Source organism: Oceanobacillus luteolus (genome assembly GCF_023715655.1).
In the GTDB taxonomy this organism is placed as follows: domain Bacteria; phylum Bacillota; class Bacilli; order Bacillales; family Amphibacillaceae; genus Oceanobacillus; species Oceanobacillus luteolus.
Genome location: NZ_JAMBON010000001.1, coordinates 184,317 through 197,111, shown reverse-complemented (window position 1 = coordinate 197,111; position 12,795 = coordinate 184,317). Strand labels below are relative to the sequence as shown.

13 protein-coding genes are annotated in these 12,795 nt (G+C 36.2%); 1 reads left to right on the top strand and 12 read right to left on the bottom strand.

Features of this window, described 5'->3' with window-relative positions:
* Nucleotides 1-12: 12 nt before the first annotated feature.
* The 3 genes from ypeB to prsW form a co-directional block, all read right to left on the bottom strand.
* Nucleotides 13-1,356 (bottom strand): germination protein YpeB, encoded by a 1,344-nt coding sequence (gene ypeB, locus M3210_RS01055; RefSeq protein ID WP_251510274.1) that lies wholly within the window; start codon nt 1,354-1,356, stop codon nt 13-15.
* Nucleotides 1,357-1,371: 15 nt separating this feature from the next.
* Complete coding sequence (gene sleB, locus M3210_RS01050; protein ID WP_379597714.1) at nt 1,372-2,154, bottom strand: spore cortex-lytic enzyme; 783 nt, start codon at nt 2,152-2,154, stop codon at nt 1,372-1,374.
* Between the two features lie 145 nt (nt 2,155-2,299).
* Nucleotides 2,300-2,947 carry a glutamic-type intramembrane protease PrsW gene (gene prsW / locus M3210_RS01045; protein WP_251510270.1) on the bottom strand — a complete coding sequence of 216 codons (648 nt, stop codon included), beginning with the start codon at nt 2,945-2,947 and terminating at the stop codon, nt 2,300-2,302.
* Nucleotides 2,948-3,036: 89 nt separating this feature from the next.
* Between prsW and M3210_RS01040 the strand changes: the two genes are divergently transcribed.
* A complete protein-coding gene (locus M3210_RS01040) occupies nt 3,037-3,999 on the top strand; it encodes an asparaginase (protein ID WP_251510268.1) in 963 nt (320 codons plus the stop codon).
* Between the two features lie 62 nt (nt 4,000-4,061).
* Here M3210_RS01040 and M3210_RS01035 read toward each other — a convergent pair whose 3' ends face one another.
* The 9 genes from M3210_RS01035 to M3210_RS00995 all read right to left on the bottom strand — a co-directional run bounded on the left by M3210_RS01035 (nt 4,062) and on the right by M3210_RS00995 (nt 12,746).
* Nucleotides 4,062-5,051: a YpdA family putative bacillithiol disulfide reductase gene (locus tag M3210_RS01035; RefSeq protein WP_251510266.1), complete on the bottom strand. Its 990-nt coding sequence runs from the start codon at nt 5,049-5,051 to the stop codon at nt 4,062-4,064.
* Between the two features lie 231 nt (nt 5,052-5,282).
* Nucleotides 5,283-6,563, bottom strand: coding sequence for a Glu/Leu/Phe/Val family dehydrogenase (locus M3210_RS01030; RefSeq protein ID WP_251510264.1), 1,281 nt, complete (start codon nt 6,561-6,563; stop codon nt 5,283-5,285).
* Nucleotides 6,564-6,765: 202 nt separating this feature from the next.
* Complete coding sequence (locus tag M3210_RS01025; RefSeq protein ID WP_251510262.1) at nt 6,766-7,344, bottom strand: adaptor protein MecA; 579 nt, start codon at nt 7,342-7,344, stop codon at nt 6,766-6,768.
* 141 nt (nt 7,345-7,485) lie between these two features.
* The gene (locus tag M3210_RS01020) at nt 7,486-7,788 is read right to left on the bottom strand and encodes a hypothetical protein (protein ID WP_251510260.1); all 303 of its coding nucleotides are present in this window, start codon (nt 7,786-7,788) and stop codon (nt 7,486-7,488) included.
* A complete protein-coding gene (locus M3210_RS01015) occupies nt 7,785-8,405 on the bottom strand; it encodes a CPBP family intramembrane glutamic endopeptidase (protein WP_251510258.1) in 621 nt (206 codons plus the stop codon). The genes M3210_RS01020 and M3210_RS01015 overlap by 4 nt, the downstream gene beginning before the upstream one ends.
* Nucleotides 8,363-9,895, bottom strand: a complete 1,533-nt coding sequence (locus M3210_RS01010) for a RecQ family ATP-dependent DNA helicase (protein ID WP_251510256.1) — start codon at nt 9,893-9,895, stop codon at nt 8,363-8,365. The genes M3210_RS01015 and M3210_RS01010 overlap by 43 nt, the downstream gene beginning before the upstream one ends.
* Nucleotides 9,888-10,979, bottom strand: coding sequence for a YpbB family protein (locus M3210_RS01005; RefSeq protein WP_251510254.1), 1,092 nt, complete (start codon nt 10,977-10,979; stop codon nt 9,888-9,890). The genes M3210_RS01010 and M3210_RS01005 overlap by 8 nt, the downstream gene beginning before the upstream one ends.
* A 299-nt stretch (nt 10,980-11,278) precedes the next feature.
* Nucleotides 11,279-12,214, bottom strand: coding sequence for a hypothetical protein (locus tag M3210_RS01000; protein ID WP_251510252.1), 936 nt, complete (start codon nt 12,212-12,214; stop codon nt 11,279-11,281).
* Entirely contained in the window at nt 12,201-12,746 is a 546-nt protein-coding gene (locus tag M3210_RS00995; RefSeq protein WP_251510250.1) for a sigma-70 family RNA polymerase sigma factor, read from the bottom strand. The genes M3210_RS01000 and M3210_RS00995 overlap by 14 nt, the downstream gene beginning before the upstream one ends.
* Nucleotides 12,747-12,795: the final 49 nt, after the last annotated feature.

The following is a 12,795-nucleotide window of genomic DNA, read 5'->3' as shown; positions in this document are numbered from 1 at the left end:
TTTAGCCTACCCCTAAAAATCAAGAGAATATTTTAATTCCTTGCCTCCTAGTTTTTCAACCATTTCTTCCGTTCCATCTTCTGCATTGATGAAAATACGATACGTTTCATTATTCAATGTACCTAGGAATTCGTACACTAAAACTTCTTCATCAAGGTCATTAGTGATTATCGCAAGGTCTGCCTCTTCAATTTTTATATTCGGATTAACATACTCTAAGGCATCTTCTTCACTAAGCGTAGGTTCAGCTATTTCTCGTTTATGATGGTTACTATAATAGTTTTCTGCAGTTAAACCGAGAATATCTCCATTGTCCAAAGCAACTTTTACTTCCACCGAATCAGAGTACACACGGATTCCATCCTGGTTATACAGGAAAGAATACATTCCGACTTTATCCAATTCCATGCTTTGATATAATTCCATATTTTCAATATTCATTTGTTCCAAATATTCCTCAGCTTTTTCTGCTCCATCATGCAAACTTAATTTTTTCTCCCCAATCGGGCGCTCAATTAATATGGTTAGCGGGTATCCTCCCTTTTGTGTCACATCCATATATGCCCTTTTATCATCATCATGATAGGAAACGGTATAAAAAGGTATATCTGCTCCATCTCCTGAAGAGGTAACATCCATTTCTTCACTCTGATCAACACCTAAAACTGTTCGCCCCAAGTCTTGTACTTCTTTTTCGGTTAGCTTTTCTCCAGGCAAATCTTCAATATGATTTTGCGGTTTTGTACTTACACCGATTAAACCAGATTGGCTATTCGCCTCAGTATAGCCTTCCACTTGTTTTTCAACGGTTTTAAAACCATCAATGATTGTATTGTCAGATTGGTCATTATTCACCAAGGCTAGTTGAACATCCATCCAGCGTAAATTATTTTCAAGCGCCATATGTTGCACATGTCTTAATTCGTCCTTAATTTCCTTTGCTTGCACATATAAATCCTCTAACACCTTTGTCTCCTCTGATGTCAATGGATCGTCATCTAGATTGCGGATTGCTGTTCTATAAGTGAAATCACCGATATCCGATAGAAACTCCTCTGTCTTATTAAAAGGCAACAGACCAAGAGGCAACTGAGAAACATTTGTATTAGCTTCTGAAGCAATTCGCCAAATATCAACGAATTGAGGCGACAGCCGTTCATGTGAATTCATTGCGAGTACTGTCCCGATTTCATCATTCAATAAATCCATATAATAAGTAAGTTCATGAAAGGATTTTTGATAGCTATTCTCTGCTTGTATTAAGATCGCATTCTTCTCTTGATGTTCTTGGTATCCCCAAACTGCTGTTCCAATTAAACCTAAAGTTAAAGCACCAATGGTAATCCAACGAATCATACTATTCACGCCTTCCTATTTACAAAAGATATGTTTACCGATTTGCTTAATTTGAGGTCTGGTCCATATCCAAGGTGAAGTTGCGGTATCTGGATTAAAGTAGTACAACGCATTCGACGAAGGATCCCAACCATTAATCGCATCGAGAACTGCTTCTTTGGCTGTTTCATTTGGAGTTAACCAAATTTGTCCATCTGCTACAGCAGTAAATGCCCTTGGTTCAAAAATAACCCCTGATACTGTATCAGGAAAGCTCGGGCTAGCCACTCTATTCAAGATAACAGCAGCCACTGCCACTTGTCCTTCATATGGTTCACCTCTTGCCTCCCCATAGACTGCGTTAGCCATCAACTGAATATCATTCTGTGAAAATCCTTGAGGTACATTTACCGCAGTTGTATTATCTGTTTGTTGGGCTTCCTGGTTCTGTTGATTTCCAGTGTCTGACTGTTTATTAGTTCCGCCATAATGCGTAAACCGGTTACCTTGTTTAATTTGTTCTTTTACATACGCTTCATCATACTCACTCGCTTGGACCAGTTTGTTTTTAGTTTCTTCACCTGCTAATCCATCAATCTCCATCCCAAATTCATATTGGAAGTTTCTAAGTGCCCAATACGTACCCCAGCCAAACACGCCGTCAATATTTCCGTTATAAAATCCTAAATATTGTAACCTAGCTTGAAGTTCAATTACATCATCACCAACCGCCCCATGTTGAATTACTTGGGGACTAAACGCTTTTATTTCCTGATTGTCATCGTTAATAAAGAGTAACAGGAATAAACTAAAGATGATTAATAAACTAATCTTTTTTGTTCGCAAACCTAACCCTCCTCTAATGCAATTACTTGAGGATAGTTTTTGTTGCAACTCTATTTTTATACATGATAGAAAAATAAAAAGCATGTAGAGGTGTGATGCTCTACATGCTTACTGTTCTTTAATTGAGATTTGGTTGGTTTGCTACTTTCATCCGATGTAGTCCAAACATCCATAAAACAATCATAAAAGGAATCAAGTAATATAACCAATTCGTTGTGACGGTTTGTAAAATATAATTATAAATGCCGTGAAGCAAGAATGGGATGAAAAATGCCAACCATAGGTTATACTTCGTTCTACTTTCACGAGTTTTTGCTTTTCCAATATAATAGCCCATAATCACTCCGAACAAGGCATGAGAAGATACGGGAAATATGGCTCTGGAAAAACCATACTCTATTCCATTCGTTAATAAAAAGAGGATATTCTCAACTGAGGCAAAGCCAAGACTGATCGCTGTAGCATAAACTATCCCATCATAATGGTCATCAAATTCCTCATGATGGTACATGGAGAACATAAAAATAAACCATTTTAAAAATTCTTCTAGCAATGCAATTTGGAGAAAGGATTCTAAGAAGCTATTTAAAACAAAGCCTTCTTTTACAAATGCGTGTTGCACGAACATAATAGGAAAAACAAGAACACTACCCAATAAAAAACAACGGATGATTAGTGGGATAGGCTCTTGATATTCATCTTTCAAGTAAAAAAATGACATTAATGCTACAACAGGTGCGAGCCCGACTGTAAATATAGCGATCATAACCTTAAACCTCTTTCCAAATACATTACTTTTATCGTATCATTAAGTTGTCCTATTTGAAATAGTAAAATTTTAAGCAGGTGAATACGATGAAAAAAATATTATTGATTCATACGGGTGGCACCATTTCTATGTTGGAAAATAAAGAAACTGGTGCGGTAAATGTAACGAACGAACACCCTCTAAGCCGAGCAAAAGACCAGTATCAACAAATTGCAGACATTGATGAACAAGTAATCTTTGACCTACCTTCTCCCCATATTACTCCTAATCATATGTTACAACTGGCAATTGAAATACAACGTGTTCTACCAAAGTATGATGGAATCGTTATAACCCATGGTACAGATACTCTTGAAGAAACAGCATATTTTTTAGATCTTGTAATTAATACTGAAAAACCGATTATCCTTACAGGCGCCATGCGGTCAAGTAATGAAATCGGATCAGATGCACTATATAACTTAATAAGCTCGTTACGGGTAGCATGTGAAGATAACGCCAAGGATAAAGGTGTTCTGGTCGTAATGAATGATGAAATACATACAGCTGCCAACGTAACAAAAACATCAACAAGTAATGTCGCAACATTTCAAAGTCCTCAATATGGACCTATTGGAATTGTCACAAAGGAACTAATCATATTTCATCACGGCATTTTAAGGCGGGAACACTATCCAGTTCACCAAATCAATTCGAATGTCTATTTGCTTAAGGCATATGCTGGAATGGATGGCAGATTAATCGAAGCTCTCCACACAATCAAGCCGGACGGATTGGTAATTGAAGCACTTGGGCAAGGTAATTTACCGGCTTCTACAGTTGAATCAATCCGCAAATTACTCGAGAATAAAGTACCAGTTGTTCTCGTTTCCCGAAGTTACCAAGGAATTGTCCAACCGACTTATGCTTATTCTGGCGGGGGCAGGCAGTTGAAAGAAATAGGAGTTATTTTTGCCAATGGGTTAACTGGTCCGAAAGCAAGACTAAAACTATTGATAGCACTAGAAAACACGAGAGATATAAAATCATTGACAACTATTTTCAACTAAATAAAGAGAGTTAGCACTTCATGCTAACTCTCTTTAAGAATTACAAATAATAGACTGGATATTTATACTTTACTTGAATGTAGAGCAGCTATCGATTCTGCAATAGCCTCTCCATGAAAACGCCCATTCTCAATAAATATCGCATTGTTGTTAAATCCTGCAGCTACTACTCCCGCTATATAGAGCCCCGGTACATTGGTTTCATAAGTCTCGTCATCATACATTGGAATCCCAGTTTGTTCATCCGTATGTACCCCTACTTGGTTTAAGAATTTAATATCCGGTTGATAACCTGTCATCGCAAACACATAATCATTAGGGATTTTATCTTCAACTCCAGCCACGTGGTAATAGACCTCTTGCTCTGTAATTTCTGTCACATGAGCGTTAAAAATCATTGATATCTCGCCTTTTTGCACAAGTGAATCAAATCCAGGTAAAATCCAAGGTTTTACACTTTTGGAATATTTATCTCCCCGATACATCACCGTTACATGAGCACCAGCCTTATGCAGCTCCAATGCTGCATCTACCGCTGAATTCTTGCCTCCGATAACGACAACATTTTTATCATAATAAGGATGAGCTTCTTTAAAATAATGACTTACTTTAGATAATTCCTCACCAGGTATCCCCATCCAATTTGGTTGATCATAATATCCCGTTGCAATAATAACAAACTTCGCTTTATATTCTTTTGTAGCTTGATTTCTATTTTCCGTTTGTACAGTAAACCCCTTATTGTCTTTTTCGATATGTATAACTTCCTCGAAAGAATGAATCCGCAATTCTTTTCTTTTTGCCACTTCACGATAATAAGTCAGTGCTTCATTTCTCACAGGGCGTTGTTTTTCTGTAATGAATGCTACATTCCCAATTTCGAGTTTATCACTGGAACTGAAAAATGTTTGATGTGTCGGAAAACGATATAGACTATTTACGATATTTTCTTTTTCGATAATTAAAGGGTTAATACCTTTTTCCTGTAAAGCAATTGCTGCTGCCATCCCACAAGGACCAGCACCCACAATGATAACTTCTTCCTGCTGCATAACTTGCCACTTCCTTTATATATGCTCTATGGTCCATTTTACTATAAATAAATTTAAGTACAAACGAAGATGTGTTGGAAAATGTATAAACTGCTTCATGAAAATGCAGTGAGATTAATAAATGTATAGCTGTGAGCAGTCCTCCAGTAGAGGCGTAATGAACTTTCTAAGTTATTATGCAATATAAAAACTCTTATCAGACAAATGATAAGAGTTTTTGTTTAGGTTGTTTTAGACCCAGCCTCGGAAACGGGCTGCTTCTGCCATTTTCCTTACACCAATCATGTAAGCGGCAAGTCGCATATCAACCTTTCTAGTCTGGGAAAGGTTATATATCGTTTCAAAAGCATTTATCATTATTTCATGTAGTTTTTGATCTATTTCCTCTTCTGACCAGTAATAACCTTGATTATTCTGCACCCATTCAAAGTAGGATACAGTTACCCCACCAGCTGATGCCAGTACGTCTGGCACGAGCAGTATTCCTCGCTCTGTCAAGATTTGGGTTGCTTCAGCAGTTGTTGGTCCGTTTGCAGCTTCAACGATAATACTCGCTTTAATTTTATGCGCATTATCTCTAGTTATTTGATTCTCTACAGCAGCAGGAATAATAATATCACATTCCTGTTCAAACAATTCCTTATTTGAAATAGTATTATCAAACAGATTGGTTACGGTTCCAAAACTGTCTCTTCTATCCAACAGATAGTCAATATCTAACCCATCCGCGTCATATAGTGCACCGTGGGCATCTGCTATTCCAACAATCTTTGCCCCTTGGTCATATAAGAATTTCGATAAGTAGCTTCCTGCATTTCCAAAGCCTTGAATAATGATTCGAGCACCTTTTATGTCAATGCCACGTTTTTTAGCAGCTTCGTTTAGAACAATCGTTACCCCTTTTGCGGTTGCAGATTCTCTACCATGTGATCCACCAAGAACAATTGGTTTTCCAGTAATGAAACCAGGGCTATTATATTCGTCGATTTTACTATATTCATCCATCATCCAGGCCATAATTTGAGAGTTTGTGAATACATCTGGTGCTGGAATATCTTTAGTAGGTCCAACAATTTGACTAACAGCTCGAACATATCCCCTACTTAGTTGCTCTAATTCGCGGAAAGACATTTGTCGCGGATCGCAGATGATTCCACCCTTGGCACCACCATACGGAAGGTCTACAATCCCCGCTTTCAAACTCATCCAAATGGATAAAGCCTTCACTTCTTTGGCTGTAACATCTGGGTGAAAACGAATTCCACCCTTAGTAGGTCCAACTGCATCATTGTGCTGTGCACGATAGCCTGTAAAAACCTTTACTTTCCCATCATCCATCCGTACTGGAATACGAACTGACATCATACGAAGTGGATCTTTCAACAATTCATAAACTTCATCCGAATATCCCAGTTTTTCTAAGGCCGTTTTAATCACTGTTCTTGTGGAATCTAACACATCTAGATTTTCATGATTTTCTTCGGTAGAATCTACTGCTTTATCGGTTACCATGAATTTACCCCCTAGAATACATATATAATAAAAAACCTTCTACTAAGAAGTTAGTATACACTTTAACAGTAAATATGCAATAAAAATACTATAAAACAGGTAACTACGATTCGGGATATAAATACCTGAAACACTAATATAAATGATTAATAATTCATTTCCCATAATACCCTCAGATTTAAACATGGAGGCCAATAACTTATCAGTAGAAGTTATCGATCAACTGTTTCACTGCTTGATTTTCATAAATTATCTTACCGTATTCTTTTAGACGATGGGAGGTCAGAATACTGGACTGGGAATACTCCGACATTACTGCAATGATGCTTTCCTTCTCCACACCGGATAAATCGTCCTCTTCAAAGAGCATGTAATAATAATTGTCCAGGTAGTATACCTGCCCATTTTCAATACCCATAGGAGATAAATAGGAGGCAACATGAATAAGATTCTCAATATCATCAAACAAAAATATCAATTCATGACTTTCGTCTAATGTCACCTTCATTTCGATGAAATCATCATCTTCACCTACAATATCATTCATTTGAGTGACAAGAATATGCATTCCTTGCGCTTGCATCATAAACACCTGAACAAGAAGCATACCATCTAACTCTATATCTAGTTCATCACTTGCATCATACATCATTTCACTGAACAAATGCCGGACACTTGCTGCATCGTGCCATATATCATCGCTCGTAAAGCCACGTTCAATTAAATCATCAAACGTTAAGAAAATCGTAAACTGGTGACTTGACAGTCTTTCAACACGCATACAGTATCCCCCTTACGTAAAAATATCCCACTTTAACATACAATGGTCGAAATCGCTCCGGTTAATCATTGAATGTATACTAATACTATATGCAATTATTTAATTTTTAGGTAGTGCACTACCCATCGTTCCACAGCTTTATTAAAGTCTATGCAACAGAGAAGTAAATTCATCCTGCCAAATATATAAAGCAATACATATGCTTAGTGCAACAATAAAAATCACGAAAGCAAAACGAATAAATGGTCTGCTGAATTTAAGCCTAAACCGATTGTTCTTTGTATGTATTTCTTTTCTGGGAGGCAAGTTTAAGACATCAATTTCATTATCTTCTTTCAGAACAATTGTTTCTTCATGCTTTTCATTTCCACTTTCAATCTCATCAAAAAGCTGACTCAACTCATTTGCCTGATCCTCATCCTTATTTCCAGGTTGTATACTCAATATGAATGCACCTCACTTCTGAAGCGTATATATAATCCCAATAAAAAGTCTACTATAAAATGAAGTGTTATTGTAACAATTAAATTCTCAGTCACTGAGAATATATACCCAATAAAAAAACTCACAAGCAATACGGATAATAATAGTACTGGTTTTTTTAAATACCGTATATGTACGATTGCAAAAAGAATACTTGCGAACAGATATCCAAATGTACTCTGAATGACTCCTCTGAAAAGTAATTCTTCAGAAACGGCGACAAGTAATGAAATGCCGAATATAAAAGAAGCCGGTTGATCACCAAATATTCTCCTATTGACTCCCCCATCATCAAATGCCGTATCAGGAAGGAGATTAATTAGTAAGATGTCAATTAGCACAATAATAAATGCTGGTATAATTCCAAAATAAAAAATTTCCTTCAGCTGCCAATCAAACAACAATAACCAATCAGAAAAATGGTCGAATAAAAACAAACTTAGTAAAATGGAGATGCCAAGGAATAGCAATTGTGAGAACAAAAGATTTAACTTCAATTCTTTATCTGAGAGCTGTTTAATTAATTCACTTTGTTTCATATTCCACCCACAAGAAGTTTCCTGAGCTTGTCCTTCCATGGTATTTCCTCGTCTCTAGCTGGTTTAACAGAAGGAGCCCATTTCGAAAGATCAATTCCACAATTGCTGCAACATTGGAAAATCGGTGTTGAATATCCTTTTTGAAACTTCTTATAAATTGTTTCCCTTAGACAAGCTGTAGTTTCTACTAAGTCTATCATTTCCTCTAACTCTTGTTTTTTATATGAATTTCTTGATTGTATCCATTTATTGAGCTGACGAAATACTCGTTGCCATTGAATGGGATCATAGACGATATTCTTTGCCATAATCATACCATGTTTTTCGAAATGAAACCGTAAAAACCTCCATTTTGTTTCACTTATTTGAAAGCGTTCATACAATTCTAAATCCCGGACTGGCAGCTCTAACCCTTCCTCCCCCATTTGTTTCAATTGCTGCATCACTACTCTTATTTCATCTTCATGCGGCAATTCATTTTCAATGATGTTCTTCGGTATTGCAATATCTCCCACTCCAAATAGCAACAGACAGATGCTTGGTTTACCATCCCTTCCCGCCCTTCCAACTTCTTGAATATAAGCCTCAATTTGAGAAGGGATATGAAAATGGATGATAAGTCGAATATTTGATTTATTAATCCCCATTCCAAATGCGCTCGTACAACAAATAACATCTAATTGATCATTCATGAATTGTTGTTGAATCTGTATTCTATCCACCGGATCAATACCACCGTGATAAAAAGCTACCTTTAATGATGGCATCATTCTCCTCAATGTCTCCACCATATTTTCTGCTTGAATTCTACTAGAGAAGTAGATTAAAGCGGGCCCCAAATGCTTACCTAAGTATGTTGTCATCAATTCTATTTTTTCATGAATGGTAGACACTTTCTCTATAATAAACGTTAAATTTTTACGATCCATTGGATATATGTGTTTCGTTATCGTTTTTAAATGCAGGTTCTCTATAATATCTTCTTGAACAGCTGGTGCTGCAGTGGCACTCAAAGCAAGAACTGGCGGACTTTCCAATTGTTTAATTATAGCTCCCAGTTTTAGATAATCCGGGCGGAAGTCATGCCCCCACTGGGAAATGCAATGAGCCTCATCAATGACAAATAAACTGATTTTTATGGAAGACAGCTTTTTAATAAATTGTTCCTGTTGTAATAGTTCTGGTGATATATATAACAATTTGTATTGGTTGAGATGTTGATAAATAAATTGTCTTTCCTCATAGCCAACCAAACTGTTTAACGCTACAACTCGTTTAAAGTTTTTTGATCTTAGTTCTTTTACCTGATCAATCATTAAGGATATTAAGGGAGAAACTACGATAGTGAGACCATCCATTAACAGGGAGGGCAATTGATAACAGATAGACTTACCGGACCCTGTAGGTAGGACTCCCAATACATTCTTCGCTTGAAGGACATCTTCAATAATTTCCCGTTGACCTTTTCGAAACTGATCATATTGAAAATACCGCTCCAATTTTTGCTCCAGTTGCATTGTTTTAGACAAATTGACCGCCTCCCTCCCTAAATTTATGTTTGAATACAAGCATCAATCGAATTTGAAAAAAGCTTATATCGCTTGGAACAGCATCTTTGATCACCTTTAACTTATATGATTCAGTATGTTCAATAGCATGCATAATTTCTTCTGCTTCTGTTTCGGTAACGAAAGATGAAAATGGAAATGCTGAATCATAAAGTGCTATTTCGGCTAAATGATCGTATATCGTATTCAATTTTAAATGCCGTTTATGCGCTATTTCTTCCGGTGTAAAATCTCGTAAAAATAGTTCATAAGTTTTCCTGGCTGAATCTGTCAATCTGGATGGAGTTTGCAGATCAGCTACCATTTCAAAAAGTACATGATATGTATTTTTTTCCGACTCGATCTTTCGAATAAATTGATGGCTGACTCCCACAAGGGTTAATATGACATCGTCCTTGCTTTTATTATAAGTTGTTGCCAATTGTTCGATACTTTTACCATAATGCCCAAATCCAGAAAGCCGATCAACAAATAGATTTGCTTCTACTTCTGGTAAATCTTCTAATAAATCGACCAACTCTTCATATAACTTTTGTATGTACTGATTTTTATTAGCTTTTTTTTGATTATATACATTCCTGACAAACCTCTCAGCATCAGATTGATGAATGACAGGAATGAAATTAAAATTATTCTCTTTTATATTACTTAAAGTTTGAATTAATAGTAGTAGACGTTCATAAAATAAGGATGCTTTCTCTTCATAGACTATGCCTTGGAAATAATGTAATGGCAATCTCTGTTGGTGCTCTGATAGCCAATAGTCCGCCTGTTCTGTATAAGCAATGAATTTCCGGCTGTTTTCTCTTGCTTTTTCTATCAGTAACCCGAGCTGTGTTAATTCTTGTATCTTTTCATCGAATCTGCTTTTTTCCAAGCCTTTGTAAACTCCATAATAATTTTGGATGCCAAAAATATATGCATCCTGTATAGTTTGGATGTTTTTACTACCAACTAATAAATTATATATGCTTGAAACACTTCTTTCCTGACTTATATTTTTTGCTATCGTTAAGATTATTCCAGTAAAGATCAAGCAACTCACATCCAATCCATCTGAAAGTACTAGTAAATATTAATTAGAGAATAGCGATAGGAAGATATGTATAAGTAAAGATGAGGAAAAAATCCATGAGTAGGAAATAAGAATATCATGATTGAACAATCATGGGTATTACATATTATAATTTAGAATACATGATTCGCCAAGTGTTTAAAATAAGAGTGGACAATAAAAGTACGAAGACTTCTATGAAGCTTTCGTACTTTTTACTGTCAATAGACAACTCTGATTTAAAAACAGAGTTGATCTGAAGGTATCATTTGTACAAGCATTGCAACCACTCATTGTAATAGGATGGGATTTGCTGCAACCGGGACTTCAATTGGAGAATTAAACTGATAACACCCAATCTCTTCAACTGGTATATGTTCAAATTGCACTTTAGAGAATCCATAACTTTTTGCAGTCAGCAATATGGAGTCTATCATCTGGGTTGTAATATCCTCAACTTTCAAAGTCCCTATTTCAAACTGAACGATCAACAGCTCCCCCTCTTCTGTAACCTTAAAGTCCACTGAAGGATTAATTGTATTTTCTAAATAAGTTTCAGGATTTATCTGTTGCAGCATACGTAACGCATCATATATTGTTTTACTATCTTGTGGAAGACTGACATAATATTTTTCTTTATAAAGCATAAAACTGGCTTTTTGGTCGGTTAAGTCTTTTTCTTGAATGTAATCTTCATCTTGCAATAAATCATACGAATACAGTATTTCTTTCATTTGCTCGCTATGATAATCTCTATCTTCTGCTTCCGGAACAATCAACGCTACCGGTATTACATAATCTCTAGAATGATTAAAAATATTGAAATGGACGATTTTTCGCCCGGATGGCACTTGCTTGATAACTCCGATTTGGCTATTATCCATGATGAGATTTTCGTCCATAGACTCAACTTGATCAGATTCATTATTTGTTCCATCTGACGACTCTATTGCTCCGCTATATATTTGTGCGTCATTTGCGGAATCCTGCGTCTCCATGGACATCTTTCCGTGATTGGTGTTGAGGAGGAATGGGATGCTAAATATCAGAATGAATATGCCTGCAACTGAAAGAATCGGTAAAAGTCGCTTCTTTTTCTTCATGGATTGCTCATCTTCTGATAAAGCAATAGATATTTGTTCAAATAACTCTTTTTTATCTAAACCATCTTCGACTGTTGGTAAGCGTCCTAGTAACTCTTTTACCTCTCTATCATCTGAAGCCATCTTTCATTCCTCCTTTCCGTTTTTTATCTTCATACAATTTTTTTAGCTTGTTGATACCTCTGTGTTGTAGTGTTTTTACATTACCTATGGACATATCCAACATTTCTGAGGTTTCTTTAAGAGTAAATCCTTGTATGTATCGCAGAACTATCACTTGCTTTTGATTCAAACTGCATTCATCAAGTAATCGATAGATGAGTTGGATATCTTCATCCTCAATAAGCAACTCATCCGGCAATTTTTGATCGATCGTCACAATGCTTGCCATCTCGTCCCAGTCTACTGTTTGATTTGCATAGTTACGCTTCCGTTTTTCTTTTCGAAAGTAATCATAAATGACATTTCTAGCAATGGAAAAAGCCCATGTCTTTTCACTTGCCTCACCACGAAAGCTACCATAGGATCTAAATATACGAATATATATTTCCTGCACAAGATCCTCTGCAAGGTTCTTATTCTTGACCATATAATACACAAAATTATAAAGATCATGATGATATTTCTCATAGAAGTTATTAAACAGAGCTTTCATCTGCTTCCCCCAATTCCCTCCATTAGACGATATATAAGAAAAAGTGTTT